This window comes from Lentimicrobium sp. S6, assembly GCF_013166635.1.
In the GTDB taxonomy this organism is placed as follows: Bacteria; Bacteroidota; Bacteroidia; order Bacteroidales; family UBA12170; genus UBA12170.
Window position 1 is genome coordinate 1 of sequence record NZ_JABKBZ010000041.1, and the last position, 17,839, is coordinate 17,839.

The 17,839-nt window shown below is 34.1% G+C and carries 9 protein-coding genes; all 9 read left to right on the plus strand.

What is annotated here, in order from left to right; translation table 11 throughout:
• Window positions 1-364 precede the first annotated feature (364 nt).
• The 9 genes from HNS40_RS23735 to HNS40_RS13680 all read left to right on the plus strand — a co-directional run bounded on the left by HNS40_RS23735 (window position 365) and on the right by HNS40_RS13680 (window position 17,639).
• On the plus strand, window positions 365-2,599 hold the full coding sequence (locus HNS40_RS23735) for an ABC transporter permease (RefSeq protein WP_371742944.1): 2,235 nt from the start codon (window positions 365-367) through the stop codon (window positions 2,597-2,599).
• 763 nt (window positions 2,600-3,362) lie between these two features.
• A complete protein-coding gene (locus HNS40_RS13645) occupies window positions 3,363-4,037 on the plus strand; it encodes an ABC transporter ATP-binding protein (protein ID WP_172281730.1) in 675 nt (224 codons plus the stop codon).
• Between the two features lie 139 nt (window positions 4,038-4,176).
• Complete coding sequence (locus tag HNS40_RS13650) at window positions 4,177-6,534, plus strand: FtsX-like permease family protein (RefSeq protein WP_172281732.1); 2,358 nt, start codon at window positions 4,177-4,179, stop codon at window positions 6,532-6,534.
• 115 nt (window positions 6,535-6,649) lie between these two features.
• Window positions 6,650-8,938: an ABC transporter permease gene (locus HNS40_RS13655; protein WP_172281734.1), complete on the plus strand. Its 2,289-nt coding sequence runs from the start codon at window positions 6,650-6,652 to the stop codon at window positions 8,936-8,938.
• A gap of 26 nt (window positions 8,939-8,964) precedes the next feature.
• Entirely contained in the window at window positions 8,965-11,316 is a 2,352-nt protein-coding gene (locus HNS40_RS13660) for an ABC transporter permease (RefSeq protein ID WP_172281736.1), read from the plus strand.
• Window positions 11,317-11,361: 45 nt separating this feature from the next.
• Window positions 11,362-13,755, plus strand: coding sequence for an ABC transporter permease (locus HNS40_RS13665; RefSeq protein ID WP_172281738.1), 2,394 nt, complete (start codon window positions 11,362-11,364; stop codon window positions 13,753-13,755).
• Between the two features lie 15 nt (window positions 13,756-13,770).
• Window positions 13,771-16,128 carry an ABC transporter permease gene (locus HNS40_RS13670; RefSeq protein WP_172281740.1) on the plus strand — a complete coding sequence of 786 codons (2,358 nt, stop codon included), beginning with the start codon at window positions 13,771-13,773 and terminating at the stop codon, window positions 16,126-16,128.
• A gap of 60 nt (window positions 16,129-16,188) precedes the next feature.
• Window positions 16,189-16,521: a hypothetical protein gene (locus tag HNS40_RS13675; protein WP_172281742.1), complete on the plus strand. Its 333-nt coding sequence runs from the start codon at window positions 16,189-16,191 to the stop codon at window positions 16,519-16,521.
• Window positions 16,522-16,538: 17 nt separating this feature from the next.
• On the plus strand, window positions 16,539-17,639 hold the full coding sequence (locus HNS40_RS13680; protein ID WP_172281744.1) for a T9SS type A sorting domain-containing protein: 1,101 nt from the start codon (window positions 16,539-16,541) through the stop codon (window positions 17,637-17,639).
• Window positions 17,640-17,839 lie beyond the last annotated feature (200 nt).

Below are 17,839 nucleotides of genomic sequence, written 5' to 3' on the forward strand. Positions count from 1 at the left end.
TGGTATGTTATGAACCAGTGGCTTCAGAATTTTGCTTATAGAATCGGATTAAGTTGGTGGATATTTGCCTTAGCTGGGTTTGTTGCTTTGTTAATAGTTTTAATCACAGTTAGTTTTCAGGTTTTTAAGCTTGCAAGAAGAAATCCAGTGGAGGCTTTGCGATACGAATAGAGTAATGCGATTGCAAAAATAAATAGCACATTAAATTTTATAAAATGATTCTACACTATTTAAAAATTTCAATCAAGAGAATTTCTAAGAATTTAATATTTTCAGGTGTAAATATTCTAGCCTTAGCTATTGGGATTATTTCATTTTTCATCTTGTTTATCTATGTTACAAATGAAGAAGTTTTGATAAGCATATTAAGGATTATAAGAATATATACAGGGTCATCTCTAGTCCTACAGGTTCGAATATGCAATGGGCCAGAAGTCTCGGTTTTATTAATGGAGCGTCTAAACATATTCCTGAAATAGTGGAGGCAACGCAATTCACCCATTGTCCCATCGGAACAATTAGGCTAAATGAAAACTCTTTTCAGCAAAAGAACATGATGTCGGTTGACGAAAGTTTTATAAAAATGTTTGAAGTAGAAAGCTTGGTGGGAGATTTAAACGATATTTCAAAACCAAATACCGCATTTATCTCTGAAGACTTTGCAAAAATACATTTTGAGAATGAAAACCCTATCGGTAAAACCATTAAGATAGAATCCTTGCAATATTTTCAAGATGTGGGTGAATATCAGATTAGAGGTATAGTGAAAAATACACATCCCAAAACTCATTTTGAATATCATATCTTACTTTCGCAAAAAGGATCATTGCAGGAACGATTCAACGTTTTGCCAAATCGGAAGACCCATTGGGTTTACAACTATATAAAATTAAAAAATGAGGTCTCTCCAGCACTAGTGGCCGATAAATTCCTTTCTATATATAATGAAAGCAGCTTACGGAACGTGAGAGGGCCTGAGGATTATAAATTCAATCTTATAGCATTGGCAGACATTCATTTAAAGTCTGATTATCGCTTTGAATTAAAAGAAAGTACCAGCAAAATCAATATTGGCTTGTTCATTACCATTTCGTTTGTAATACTATTTGTAAGCCTTTTTAATTTTATCAATTTGAACCTTACCAAATTGATAAAAAAATCAAAGGAACTTGGTTTGTATCGTGCTGTTGGGGCGCATAAAAAACAGATCATAGAACAGGTTTTGGTTGATGTATTAGTGCATTGTTCTGCTGCCATTCTTGTTTCGCTGTTTTTATTAAAATTTATTGGCTCACAAATAAATCAGTTTTTCGAAATAGATTTTAATATTTATTATTCCGAGCCTATTATATACCTTACCATAATTGGTGTCCTGGCTATTTGTGGAGCCCTAAGTACTCTTTTTGTGGGGTTCTTTTTATTAAGAAAAACCACAACAGTTCAGCTCCTTACAAAAAAAGATAGTTCCTCAGGAAATTTTAGTTTAAAAGCTTTGATTGTGCTGCAAATTTGCATTGTTATCGTCCTGATGTCATGTACAATTATTGTAAATAAGCAAATTGATTTTATGAGCACAAAATCATTAGGTTTCGAAAAAGAAAATGTAGTTGTTATTCATTTTGAAGACTTCTCGAAAGATCCTACCGTTTTTGCCAATGAGTTGAAGAAGAATACTCTCATTAAATCTGTTGGTTTCACTCGACAATATTTTGGTTATCCCACACAAGATTTCCAGCTCGAAGGTTTTGGAATTGATGGATCTGCCGATTTCGTTCTGGCTAATTACGACTATATAAAAACAATGAATATTCAATTACTCCATAATTGGATTTCTCCCTCTGCAGATACTGTTGAAGGTATGCTTATTAATGAACATTTGTTTAATAGATTATTGGAAAAACACGGAACAATAGAAGCGCTTGAAACCTATGCTATGACTCACAATTTAGATCAGAATGATAATCCAGTAAAAATACTTGGTGTAGCAAAGGATTTTAATTATAACTCAGCGCATGAAGCCGTGGGTGATTTTGCTTTTTTATTAGGAGAATCGCCATCTCGTGCAAGATTTACTCATATTAGAATACGAGCAGGAAATACCAGAGAAGGTTTAGATATCACAAGGGAAGTGTGGAATAAACATTATCCCAATCAAGAATTCAGCTACTTTTTTATCGACGAAAAGATAGCTCAGCAATACAAAGCCGAAGAAATTCTAGGCAGAATACTTTTTACCTTCTCAATTATCGGCATATTAATTAGCATTGTAGGAATTACTGCACTAGCATTATTTATCTCGCAGCAACGCACCAAAGAAATGGGTATTCGAAGGGTAAATGGGGCCTCAATCTCTGAGATTCTAATCATGCTCAATAAAGACTTTATAAAGTGGGTGGCCATTGCCTTTGCAATTGCTGTTCCTATTGCTTGGTATGTTATGAACCAGTGGCTTCAGAATTTTGCTTATAGAATCGGATTAAGTTGGTGGATATTTGCCTTAGCTGGGTTTGTTGCTTTGTTAATAGTTTTAATCACAGTTAGTTTTCAGGTTTTTAAGCTAGCCAGAAGAAATCCAGTGGAGGCTTTGAGGTATGAATAAAAATAAGGCGAACTTGTTAAAGGAAAGTATCCTAGGAATAGATAAGGGCCGGGATTTCATAGTATAATGTGAAATTAAAATGGAATAATCATTTAAAAGCACAAATAACATTTAAATGAATACAATAGCGTCCTAATAATTATTAAAGATTCCTCGCTTCGCATCGGAATGACAGGTGTTTTGACAACTCATAAGGAAGAAGGGCTTTGCTTTTTTCAATACCAAAAGCAAAACCCTTCTTCCTTCCAATTAAATCTTAAACACCCGTCTTTCTGAACGTAATGTAATGATGTGAAGAATCTTTTTTAATATGGAACTTCTTTTGGACAGTATTTAAATGAAAACAATTATAATTTCAACACTACTCTTTTTTATTTCAAAGCACCATTCTTCTCGTTCAAATATTTGTAAATTATATATACAATCGCTGTAAAAAATATTTACACTTAGTTCTTTTTTTAATTGATCGAATATTCTGTAAAAACCATAAATACAATGTGTTAGGCTTTGCGGCACAAAGCTTGATTTAATGGAGTCAAATAGAAATGAATATCGATGAAGAATGTACAAAAGTAGAAATTGACAGATGCAAATGAAGGAATGAGGGAATGGGGAAATGATAGAGTATAAGAACAAGCTAAATATTAAATCATTCAAGCATTATATCATTAGAATGAAGCAATAAAAAGTATAATTTCTTTACGACTTTGCGGCTTTGCGTGAGGATAAAGCATAAAATATAGAAACAATAAAAACAATAGACATGATAAAAATTGAAAAATTAACCAAAGTATTTAGAACAGAAGATATTGAGACTTATGCGCTTAATGGTGTAGACATCAATGTAAAAAAAGGAGAATTTGTAGCCATTATGGGGCCTTCGGGTTGTGGGAAATCCACTTTGTTGAATATTGTGGGTTTACTTGATAATCCTACCGATGGTTCCTATCAATTTGGCGGTACGGAAGTAGCCAAACTTAAAGAAAAAGACAGAACCGTTTTCCGTAAAGGAAATATTGGTTTCGTTTTTCAAAGCTTTAATCTGATTGATGAATTTTCTGTATACGAGAATGTGGAGCTTCCTCTTATTTATTTAAAGATGAGTGCTTCAGAAAGAAAGAGAAGAGTGGAGGAGGTTTTACAAAGAATGAAAATCGGACATCGTATTAAGCATTATCCTCAACAATTATCTGGTGGGCAGCAACAAAGAGTAGCTATAGCAAGAGCAGTGGTAGCCAATCCCGATTTAGTTTTAGCCGATGAGCCAACGGGTAACTTAGATACCAAAAATGGTTTAGAAGTCATGAACTTGCTCACCGAGCTCAACCAAGAAGGTGCCACTATTATTATGGTAACGCACTCCGACAGAGATGCTGGATTTGCCCATCGTACCATTAATTTACTCGATGGACAAGTGATTACGGAGGAGTCAAAATAATCTTAAAAATGGGGAGGTTTTTTGATAGTGATTATAGTAAAAAATGAAAAGTATTTAGAAGAATAAATTGATACTTCAAATAAGAGATATCAATCGCGTAAAACCAAGAAAAAGAAATTAATCATCTAAAAAAAATGTCATGATTAAAAATTACATAAAGATAGCTTTTGCGAATTTGTGGAAGAATAAAGTGTATTCTTCAATAAGTATCTTAAGCCTGACCATTGGTTTGGCGGTTAGTATTTTACTGCTTTTCTATGTGTTGCACGAGTGGAGTTTTGATCGTTATCATACAAAAGCTGATAGTATTCATAGGCTTTGTCAGGAACAGCATCCTTATCAAGCTCCTGGTACTGCAGCTTTGTTGACTGAGAAACTCCCTGCTATAAAAAGTTTCGCAAGAATTTTGCCCCGTGATAATATACTCATTCAAAAGAGCGAGCTGAGGTTTAAGGAAAATTTGGTGGCTTGGGTAGATCCCGATCTGTTTAATATATTCTCTTTCCAATTTGTAAGAGGAGATGCTGCCACAGCTTTAACCCAGCCCTGGTCCATGGTGATTACTGAAGAAACCGCCCTTAAATATTTTGGTGATGCTGATCCTATAGGTAAAACTTTAAAAGTTAGTAGCGAATATGATTATACCATCACTGGGGTCATTCAAGATATTCCTGAAAATTCCCATTTTACTTTCGATATTTTTATGACTTTGAACGATGGTAATGCTATGTTCGATGATGGTTGGGAGGAAAACTGGGGATGGTGGAATTTCCTAGTCTATTTTGATACTCAACAGGGCTTTAATAAAGCGGATGTGGAAGCAGAAATCAGCAAGTTGATGAAGGATTACTACCAAGAGGCTGATGCATTACCTATATTTACTTTGCAGAATCTTAAAGATATACACTTATTTTCTTCCCACTTCTTAGGAGATATTCAGCCACAGAACAGTGTTACTTATGTTATTATATTTCTGGCTATAGCCTTACTTATCTTGCTGATTGCTAGTTTTAATTATGTGAATTTACTAACGGCCAATGCTACCAAACGATTGACAGAAATAGGGGTGAGAAAATCCTTTGGAGCTTCAAGAAAACAATTAGCCACTCAATTTATTATGGAATCCATTTTGGTATTTCTCATTTCGTTTGGCTTAGCTCTATTATTAGTTAAACTGAGTCTTCCACTTTTCAATAATCTAGCGGATAAACAGCTCACCTTTTCTATACTCACCAATGGTACTGTTATTCTTGGAATGACTATAATGATGTTTACCTTAGGAATACTTGCAGGCTGGTATCCAGCTTTTGTTTTGTCTTCTTATCAGCCACAAAGAGTGATGAAGTCTAATAATAGTGGTGGACGTTCTGGATTTCAAATTAAAAGAGTTCTTATTGGCACACAATTTACCATAGTAATCATCTTAATTGTAAGCGCTATTGTGATGTTTCGACAAATCAGTTTCTTACAAAATAAAGATTTAGGTTTCGAAAAAGATGGGGTATTGACTGCCATTTTTGACTTTGGAGATGAAACGAAATACAATACCCTCAAACAGGCTCTCCTCAAAAATAATGATGTAATAAGTGTTGCTGTTGCCAGTCGAATTCCCTCTGGATCTCTTAATAATGATGGTACTGTTTTACCGGAAGGACAAACCGACCCTATTACTATTCCATATGTTCATGTAACTTTTGATTATTTCAAAACCTTAGGTATAGAAGCTGCTCAAGGAAGATTATTCTCAGAGGAGACCAAGACAGATCAAATGGAGGCGATTGTGTTAAATCAGGCCGCAGTAGAAAAATTGGGAATCACTGAAAATCCCCTCGGACAATCCTTAGAATGTGTCTGGCCAAATGCTAGTCGTAGAGTAATCGGTGTTATAGATGATTTTCATTTTGAGTCTTTATATAATAATATCAAGCCTGCCGTATTTGTTATTCATTACCCATGGGCTTATCATTTAATCGTAAAAGTGAAGCCTACTCATGATGTTTCAGCCATAAAGTCATCCTTATCAGGTGTTTGTCATCAAATCTATCCCAACGAAATCATAGAATTTAGTTTTCTTGATGAGATACTAGAGCAAAGATATATGAGAGATAACAAAACTTTCCAATTGATGGGATTCTTTGCTATTCTAGCTATCCTACTTGCCAGTATGGGCCTATTTGGAATTGTTTCTTTTATGATGGCCAGTAGGACTAAAGAAATAGGAATTCGTAAGGTAAATGGAGCCACCGTTTTCCAAGTATTGAAATTATTAAATCTAGGTTTCCTAAAGTGGGTTCTGGTTTCTTTTGTTATCGGAATTCCAATTGCATATTATGGTTTGAATATTTGGCTTACACATTTTGCTTTTAAAACGGCTCTAAGTTGGTGGATCTTCCTGTTAGCAGGTGGTTTGTCATTTATTATTGTATTGCTAACTGTAAGCGGACAGACTTTTAAAGCTGCACGACAAAACCCTATTGATGCTTTGAGATATGAATAGATATTAAACTTTGATTTTTTGTAAGCTAGAGTGAAAATGAAAAAAACATTAAAGGTCACGGTACAAACTAAATACATAGATGAAGCAAATTCTCAAGATAATACAGATATTTAAAATGAATAAACTAAACAGTTCGGTGATCATCATTAGTCTGGCTGTAGGAATGGCTTTCTTCCTATTAATATCCGTATTTATTCAGCGTGAGCTAAATCCTGAAAGTTTTAATCCGGATAAGCATAGAATATTCGCTTTACAAACAAATAATCCTTTTGGGGCAGTGGGAGGTGACAGCCCCAAAATGCTATTCGTTCGATATGGTTCAGCAGAATATATGAAAGAAAATTTTACTGAAGTAGAAAGTTTTTGCAGAATCATACACAATAGTGTAACGCAAGTAAAGGTAAATAATAACTCTTTCTATAATCAGCCTGTTGTTTTAAATGCATCATCTAATTTCTTTAACTTTTTTAATTATACCCTTTTAAGTCGAAATGAGCAAACTGTGCTCAAATCAAAAAATGATATTGCCATTTCAAAAGAACTTGCCATGAAATACTTTGGTAATGAAATGCCTATTGGTAAGCCTATTATAATAAGTTTCAAAAGTGAGGAGAAAGAGTTTTTAGTTAGCGGAGTTTTTGAAAAACCCAATACCGTAACGCAATTTAATTTTGATATGGTAAGTCTATTCCATGGAGAAAGAAACAGCCGTTGCTATGTGAAATTGGATTCTCCTTTGAGCAGACAAAAAATGGAACAAGAGTTTGAGCGTTTAAAAGATGAAATTCCCGTTATCAAAGGCGACAGCCCAAACCAATATGATCTACTGCCAATGAATGAGGCCTATTATAGTTCTATGAGAAGATCAATATTCGACCTCACACGCGATAAAGCTGACCTTTGGATAGCCATTCTAGTTGCGTTATTGATTTTAGGGGTTGGATTGTTTAACTATCTCATACTCATTAAGAACAGATTAAACGATAATTCAAAAAACTATATAATAAACAGAATACATGGTGCTTCAAATAAAGATTTGACACTCCTTTTTATGAGGGAAGTTTTTGTGCTAATTTTGGTCTCTATCGGACTCGGTATCCTTCTATTAAAACTATTAATACCCTATTTTAATGAGCTGCTAAAAACTACAATTACTGCCTCTACTTTTATTCAATTTAATAGTTTAGCCTTAAGTATATTGCTTTTAGGATTGGTGGCTGTAATATCCTATTTCTTTGCGCAAATCCATATAAGAACAAAGCTCTCAACAACAAATATGAAATGCAGTTTCCAACCCATTAGAAGAAAAATAAACGTAATGAATATTTTTCAGCTTGCAGTAATGATAGTTTTGATAATCTCTTTTTCCGTTATAATCAAACAAATTCAGTTTGTTAACAATAAAGAAATTGGCTTGGACAAAAATGTAATGGCAATAAAAATTCCTCAAGCTTATAAAAATCTCAGCAAGGCTTTTAAAGAAGAATTGCGTGCCAATCCAAATATTAAGGAGGTGGCACTAACTCCCTCTGCACCTTTCCTCGGGCATTTTAAACTGCTTTTTAATTATGATGATAATGGTGTGAAAAAGGAATACTATCCTTGTTTTTTTTCTGGAGATGCAAGCTTTGTAAAGACTCTGGGGATAAGGATACTGGAGGGTGAAGGTTTTTCTGGGAATCCGGAAGTCGATAAGCATAAGTGTCTTGTAAATAAATCATTGGCTAGTCTTTTTCCCAATCAGCAACTTATTGGTAAAAGTATGCCAGGAAATTCTGACAAAACTATTATTGGTATTGTTGACGATTTTCATTTCTCAAATTTAAAAAGAAAAATAGAACCTGGTTTTATAGAATATAGAGACGAAGGCCCCAATGTTTTAGTTAAAGCAATAGCAGGTCAAGAAAAAGAAGTAGAAGCTTCGATAGCTGGCATTTGGTCCAAGCTCATTCCCGATTATCCAGTAAATTTCGAAAGCCTTGATCTACGTTACAAAAGTATTCACGATGAGAACAAAAATTTCATTCGCTTAATTGGCTCCTGCAGCATCATCTCTATTTTTTTATCGATGATGGGTTTGTTTGCCATTTCAGTGGATAAATCTGTAAAACTTACCAAGGAAATAGGTATTCGTAAAGTAAACGGTGCAAGCGTTCTTGAAATTATCCAATTGCTGAATAAAGACTTTATAAAATGGGTTTCCATCGCCTATGTAATTGCTGTTCCTGTTGCTTGGTATGCTATGAATGAATGGCTAAAGGGTTTTGCTTATAAAACGGAACTGAGTTGGTGGATTTTTATACTTGCGGGCTTAATGGCTCTTTTTATTGCCCTTATCACAATAAGTTGGCAATCGTTTAAGGCTGCTCGGAGAAATCCTATTGATGCTTTGAGGGATGAATAAAAGAACCTTTTTGAAAAAACACGATAATGATAAATTTGATTAAGTCTGCTTTTTATAGTTTTAAAAACTTTAAAATTTATTCCTTTATCAATCTATTTGGATTGGTGTTAGGTTTAAGCTGCTCCATGGTTATTATCTTATATGTTAGTTTTGAATACTCTTTCGATAGTTTTCATAAAGATAAGGATCGAATTTTTAGGGTGAATGAAATAGCTACAAGCCCAAAAGCAAGAAATATTAGCCCTTCGATTAGAATGCCCTATGGCCCTGCTTTAAAAAATGAAATTTCAGAAATTGAAGAGGTGGTCAGGATACGGAACAATTGGCATGAAAATACGCTTAAGTATGGCGATAAAGAGCTTACTCTTGAGAATGTGATTTTTGCTGATAGCAATTTATTCGAGTTTTTTTCTTTCGATATCATCCAAGGGCAGCCAAAGCAAGTCCTAGCAGGTAAGAATAGTATTGTGCTTACACAAAAAGTTTCAGAGCGATTATTTGGAAAGGAGAATGCATTAGGGAATCTTGTGGAGTATGACAATAATTCCTATATCATTACCGGAATTGTAGCCGATATTCCTTTAAATTCTCACATTCAGTTCAATGCTGTTTTTCCCATGGAAATATTAATCCATTCACCCGATGTATATGTTGGCTGGGATGGTGGAATATCTGCTCATACTTTTGTCAAGCTTTATTCAGGACATTTACAATCAAAAGTAGAAGCAAGATTACCCGATTTTTTATGGGAAAAGATAAATAAAAAGGATGAAGATTCAGGTTTTTTCAGTGAATTTTATCTGGAGCCTTTAGCACAAATACACTTGTTCTCTGATGTGGATTGGGATAGTAATGGCAAAGATGGAAAACAAGTTTTACTGCTTCTGTTTATTGGAGTTCTCATCCTTCTGATAGCCATCATTAATTATCTTTTTATTTCAAGTGGAGTATTAAGCCTCCGCTTAAAGGAGTTTCGTATTAAACACTATTTTGGATATGAAGAATCTGGCATTGCCAAACAATTTTTTATAGAATCGTTTCTGCTATTTATGATTGCAGCAGTGCTTTCGGCGATGATCATCTATGTGTTGAGGAATCCCATTTTTCAGTTATTCCAAACTGATTTTATATCCTTCCAGTTGAAGGAAAATATTTTCATGTTGATAATGGCGATTATCGTCATCAGCAGTATTACTGCTTTTATCCAATTTGTAAATTACAAAAAGAAAATCATTAGCATTGACGAAATTAGTTCTTTCTCAACGCCCTTTCGAAGTAGAAGACTGAATTATATTTCTGCATTTCAATTTTGTATTTCTATTGTTCTTATCTCCTCCATACTGATTGTTAATAAGCAATTAAACTATGCATTACATAAGGATTTGGGATTTAAAGCGGAGCATGTTATTAATATTTCTCATGGTTCTATTGGTGCGAAACAAGGAATGCTCATAGACGAAATAAAAAAAATACCAGGTGTGGTAAATGCATCAGCAAGTTTTGGTATTCCTGGATTAGAGACTACCGCTAATGGCTATCAACCTGAGGGTTCAGAGCAGTATCAAATGTTTAACGCGCTCTATGTAGATGATAACTTCTTTAATACTTTCAAATTGGAATTATTGGAAGGCCGAAATTTTAGAGAAGGGCTTAACAGCGACACCAAAAAGTTTATCATAAACGAAACATTAGCCAAACAGATGAATTGGGAGAATGCTGTCGGAAAATCAATGTTTAGAAATAGCAATTATGAAATTATTGGGGTGGTAAAAGATTTCCATGTAGGATTGATATACAGTAAAATACCTCCATTAATCATCTCAAAAGAATGGGCTGATAGCTTTTACTCCCTATCCATAGCATTAATGCCGGGTGAATCGCAGAAAACGATAAACGAGATAGAAACTTTGTGGTATAGCGTGTTACCCGATGTTCCTTTCCATTACTCGTTTATGAATACAAAATTTGAAAGTTTGTATGCTGAGATAAAGCGAACGGCCACTATTTTGTTTCTATTTACTTGCATATCTATACTCATATCTATGCTAGGTTTATTTGGAGTTACATTTTTGCTCATGAATAGTAAAGTGAAAGAAATAGGTATTAGAAAAGTAAATGGAGCCACTGTTTTTGAAATGGTGAAAATGTTAAATTATAATTTCATAAAATGGGTGCTCATTGCCTTTGTTATTGCTGTTCCCATTGCTTGGTATGCTATGAACACATGGTTACAGAACTTTGCTTATAAAGCAGAAATTAATTGGTGGGTTTTTGCATTTGCAGGAATGATGGCTTTTCTGATAGGAATAATTACCATAAGTTGGCAAACCTTTTTAGCAGCAAGAAGAAATCCAATTGAGGCTTTACGTTACGAATAATCAAATAGAAATAATGATTGATAATCAAAAAAATTAACTAGAAATATGATGCTCATAAAAAGTATTAGCTTGTCGATAAAGCGTTTGTGGTCCTTCAAACTCTATTCTATCATCAGTATTATGGGATTGAGTTTGGCTATGGCTGTGGCCTTGGCTATTTTCTCCTATACTTCGCATCATGCCAGTTATGATAGGTTTATCGAAAATGGAGAAAACGCCTATAGATTGGTCTCTAGACTTGGAGATGGCAACTATAATACCAGCACTTTTGCTGCCCTTCAAGATGTTATTGAGGAGGATGTAAATGTGATTTCTTCCACCACTTGTCATACTTATCATTCCATTGAAGAATTGGATGTGGAGGGAGAGAAGTATAAAATAGATCATGCTATTTTTATAAACTCCTCCTTTCTTGATTTTTATTCCATTTCCTTAATTTTGGGAGATTATAGAAGTATTGATGAGCCCAATATGGTCTTTCTTACACAAAAAATGGCTGATAGAGTATTCCCACAAGAGAGCGCTATTGGAAAGCAAGTATTTGTGAGGTCTTTTAGTGCGCATCAGGATAGCTTAATTGCTTTTACGGTGGGAGGAATAGTAGAAGAGATGCCCATGAATTCTCATCTATCGTATGAGGTTTTGTTTTCGCAATCTGGTCATTTTTCACCAACAGTAGAGGCTGTGAAATCCCGTAAGGTTTTTGCTGCAGCTATCTATTTAAAACTTCGCGAAGGTGCAGATATAGAGGTTTTTGAGTCGGGTCTGAGGGAACGAGCTGAAGTTCGACTTGAAAACGCTCCTGGCCCTCCAATGGAGGCTTTTAATTTTCATTTACAGCCTATTTTCGATATACACTTTACTGCAGGATTAACAGGAGAAATGAAGCCAACCGTTCGTGAATCTTCTCATCAGGTTTTAATCATCATTGGGTATTTGATACTGGCTTTAGCCATCTTAAATTTCGTGATTATGCACATTGCTAAAGCCTCTTTCTATCGCAAAGCCAACTTTATGATGCGATCGATGGGTGCTTTTAAGAATCAGATACTATTTCAAACCTTTTCGGAAATATTTATTTCTGTATTCTTCAGTTTGATTCTGGCGATATATCTTTTGGCTTCCTTTCAAGGATTATTTGGAGCAGACTATTTTGGCGACTTTAAAATCTCGTTCTTCTCCTTTAACTTCATCTCCTTATGTCTGCTGAGTCTTTTATTGCTAAGCTTGATTATTTCATTGATAGCCTCCTCCGATTTAGTGAAGAAAGAATCATTATTATCTGAGATTAAATTGAAAAGCAAAAGGAAGTTTGCTGTCATTTTATTGATATTTCAGTTTACTGCTGTAATAGGCCTGATTGGTTTTACCCTGCTGATCAATAAACAAATAGATTTTATCCAAAATAAAGACTTGGGTTATAATAGTGAGCAAACTTTGGTGATTAAAGTTCCTCAAAATAATGAAAAAATAAACATATTAAAACAAGAACTGAAAAATGATAAAGCCGTAATCAGTGCTGCAGCTGTTCGTCACTATCCGGGCTATAGACTACAAGATATGACTTTCTCTAATGCCGAGGATTCCTTTCCTTTTAAGTTTGGATTTATTGAGGCTGATGCCTTAGAAACATTAGATATCCCTGTTATTCAATATTTTCATCCCGATAAAGAAAGGGCAAAAGGAGGATGGTATATCAATGAGACTTTCTATCATCAATTGCAGCAAAAGTATAGTGAAGAACAAATCAGCAGTAGTCAATTTCCTGTTGACGAGAATGCGGAAGATAGGGGGGAGCAAGAGTTCTTAATATTGGGCGTCATCGGAGATTTTCATTATGAATCCTTACATCACAATATTGAAAGTTTTGCTTTCCATATTCCTGATGATGAAAGAATGGGATTTCGTTTTGTTTTGGTCAAATTCTTCCATAATGAAGCCCATCGTTTGATCAAATTAGTAGAACAGAAGCTAGCTGAGGTTTTTCCTGGTCAACCTGTACGCTATCATTTCATGCAAGAAGAAGTGCAAGAACAATATGAATCGGAAAGCGTTTTACTAAAGCTCATCAATACTTTTTCCATCCTCAGCATCTTAATAGCCTGTTTCGGATTAATTGGGCTTTCTGTTTTTATATCAGAACAAAGAACAAAAGAAATTGGCATTAGAAAAGTGAATGGAGCTTCCATTAGCGAAGTACTATTATTATTGCTTAAAGATGTGGTGATTTGGATTTCGGTATCCTTTATTTTGGCCACTCCACTTTCCTATTTTGCCATGAGAAAATGGTTAGAAAATTTTGCCTATAAAACAGATATCTCCTGGTGGATATTTCTTTTGTCAGCTGCAATAGCTTTTGTTATCGCATTGATAACAGTGAGTTGGCAAACCATCAAAGCAGCCAGAAAAAATCCAATTGAAGCATTGAGATATGAATAGCTTATAATATAAAACATGATACTAAACTATATAATATCAGCATTTAAGCATTTGTGGAAGAACCGTTTTTTCACCCTTATAAACTTGATTGGTTTATCTATTGCTCTATTTATTGCATATAATGCCCTTGTTTATATACTATTTCAATTCAGCTTTAATAAGCATCACGAAAAAATTGACGACATTTATCTGGTGGAATCATACTTGACGGACTTCCAAATGTCTCGTTCTCGAGTTGCCTATAAAGTGGCTCAAACTTTATGTGATGAATTTCCAGAGATTGAGACTGCTACTAAATATAGTTATTTGAAGAGCGTAAAAGTTGAACATAATAATGAGGTTTTCAATGCAAAGGAATTCTATGCTGTTGATGAAAATATATTGGATGTTTTTTCAATTCCATTGCTTTCACAAAATGGGCAGGAAGTTTTATTATCAGATAAAAGCTCTATTCTTATTTCTGAAGAAATGGCGAAGAAGTATTTTGGGGATAAAAATCCTGTTGGTGAATCATTAAAAATAAATACTAGGAATGGCCAATTAGTTTTCATCGTTCAGGCTGTTTTTAAGGATACTCCTTTAAATTCTACTTTTCGTCCGAGCTATATGGTGAATCAAGAAAATGCTTTTAATTTTTTCGAACGCTATAGCGATGAAAAGGATAAGCAGGATATTATGGATAATTGGACCAGGAGAGATTGGTTTACCTATATCCTGTTATCACCAAATGCAGATATTGATAATTTAAATTCAAAATTAGAGGGATTCCTTTCTAGAGTGGCTGGAAAAGGTTTAAAAATAGAATTGAAAATCCATTCTTATAAAGAACTCTATATTGATTATTATATGGATTTTGAAGTGTTATATGTTCTTTTAATACTTGCACTATTGGTCATCTTTGTAGCTTCAGCAAATTATATCATACTTAATTCGGCTTTATCCATCAACAGAAATAAGGAAATTGGAATAAGAAAGGTAATGGGCGCAAAACCCAAAGATATAAAGAAACAATTCCTTGGGGAGTCCATTATTCTTTCCCTATTGGCTTTACCATTAAGTATCTTATTGTTTAAGATATTTCTTCCAGATATTACCTCCCTTTTAAAGATTCCACTTGATTTTGTCAATCTGAATTTCTTTAGTTATTTTCCTTATTTCTTACTATTAAGTATTGTGATTGGGCTTTTGTCGGGTATATATGTTTCCTATAAGCTTTCCAATCTCCTTGTTGTTGATGTGCTGAAAGTCAAGTATAAAAAGCTTTCGACGAAGAGCGTTTTTCGAAAATCATTAATAATTTTTCAGTTATGTATTGTGATTTCACTTCTCATTATTCTTTTTGCGATTAGGCTGCAATTGAACTATAGTCAAGAGAAAGACATGGGTTTTGATAAAGATGATATTATCATATTAAACCTTCCCCGTGGATCGGGAAATACACAAGCTTTTCTAGATGGAATACTTGCAAATCCAAATGTAAGAAAAGCTGCTTTAGCTATGGATGGTCCTCCTACAAGTTCGTCTATGAGTTTTATGGTGCCACGATTTGATCAACCTGAGGAAGAAATTTTGCTTGAAGCAATGGGAGTGGATCATGGTTTTTTAGAGGTTTTTGATTTTAAACTCATAGAAGGCAGATACTTTTCAAAACAATTCACTTCAGATAAGAATGCTGTTCTCTTGAACGAAACCGCTGTTGAAAGTTTGGGTTTGACAGATCCCCTTGGAAAGAAAGTAATAGGAAAGGAAGTAATTGGGATTATTAAAGATTTTCATTTTCATTCTATGCATAGAGAGATTCCAGCATTAGTCATTAAACTAGGAACAAAAAAATATCTTTCTGAAATTGCTATAAAGCATGAGCCCAATTCACAAGCTGATATCATAGATGATGCAAAGAAGCAATGGGAGGAAACTGGAAAAGTTGGAAATTTATCGGTTCGAACTTTCGATGAAACATTATCTCAGCTTTATGAGCAGGAGAAACTTTATACCCATGTGATTGCCATCATCACCTTGATCATTTGTTTAATTGCTTTATCAGGTTTGTTTGGTTTGAGCCTATTTATGATTCGTAGCAAACAACGTGAGCTTGGCTTGAAAAAACTTTATGGAGCTTCCATTCGGTCTATTCAATATTCATTGTTTAGAGAGTTTTCTTATCAAGTGTTATGGGCATTTCTTATAGCCATTATACCTTCCTATTTTGTGGTAAGTAAATATCTAGAGCAGTATGCTTATAAGACACCATTAAATATTTGGATTTTTATTTTGCCTGGCATCATCACCTATTTGGTGGTTTCCATGGCTGTGATTTATTATGTAAACAAAGCTGCCAGAACCAATATCATTCAAATATTAAAAGAAGAATAGAAAGAATTATACTGCATGAATCAAATAAAGATATGCATTAGGAATTTCAAGCACAGTCCCATGTTGCTGTTTATTAATGTCCCAGGTTTGGCAATCGGTTTGGCTGCTTTTATTCTAATCATTGCCATCATAAACTTTATCAACCAATTAGGTTCCGAAGTAGTGAAAACCTACCTCAGAAATCATATCTATTTTATTCGATCTAATGATCATCAAATACTACTCTATGAAAAACGATCTAATACATTCCTATTTTTCTTAAAATATAATATTTCATTACCATCCATTAAAAGAGCTTGTATTTATTCGGAATATTGGCATTTCGTTGGGTTTTTAGACGAGCTGCCCTTGGGCGCAAAGTTGAGTTCATTATCAATTATACCAAAGTACTAATTTCAAACTTCTAAAAAATGAGAACAAAAAATATTTTTAGTTTACTGGCATTGGGATTAATTTCCATGAATTTGATTTCACAAGAAATAACGATTGATTATTTAGGCCAAACTCCACCAACAGATGTTCCAGAGATTTTTGCCCCTGGTATTGTTTCATTAAGTGATAGGTATGAATATGGATTAGCTGTTTCACCGGATGGAGAAGAAATTTTCTTTACTTGTTCATCGCCCGGTGATGGCTTAATGAGAATTGTTAAGGATGGTGATACATGGTCTTCGCCACAAGTTGCAAACCTAAGAAATAGTAATATTTGGGAGTATGAAGCATTTTATGCACAGACAGGCGATAGTTTGTTTTTTACTTCAGAAGATGCGAACAAACAGCAATTATTTTATGTGACAAAAACTGAATTAGAGTGGGGAGAAGCAAGCAAATTAAATTCAGTTGTAAATGACGATGATGTTATGTGGTCTAGTTTCTCTGAAAAAGGGAATATGTTTTACACCAAAATAAGTGATTTTAGTTCCTACTGTTCAAAAAAAGTTAATGGAATTTATCAGGCTGGCGAAAAAATTACAAGCGGCACTCATCCTTACGTATCCTCTGACGAATCTTTTTTCCTCTATAATGCAAGCGGCGATATTTACATTAGGTTTAAAAATATCGATGGAATAACATGGGATTCTGCAATCAAATTAGATAGTAGTATAAATACTACATATTTAGAGACTTGTCCGTCGCTGTCGCCTGATGGAAAGTATATGTTTTTCAGTCGGTACAACGATTTTGGAGATAAAAGCGACATATATTGGGTGAGCACTGCTTTTATTGATGAGCTATTAAATCCAACAAATTCAGTCATTCATGTTATTGAGCAAAACATCCAGATTTTTCCCAATCCAACAAAAGGTATATTGAGCATTTCGTTTGGTGAACAACCATATAAAAATGCAATTGTTGAAATAACCAATATTGAAGGTAAACAAATATTATCAAATACTTTCCAAAATATTACAGATGCAACAATTGATATTACTGGCAATCCGAAAGGTATTTATCTTATAAGTATTAGCATAGATGGAAATAGTATTCATGAAAAAAATTTTATGGAATGATAATATTAAATCCTAGCACTCAACACAAAAGCATATAAAAAGTAGCAGATGGAAGGAGTTTAAGTAACTAAATACTTTGAGTATTCAAGTTTCTCATAGCTTTTTGATAAAATGCATTATTTAAAGAATTTACCATCCAGGTATTGATAGCCTTCGTTTTCGCTAGTTCTGGGGCATATATCATCATATCAGAATATATG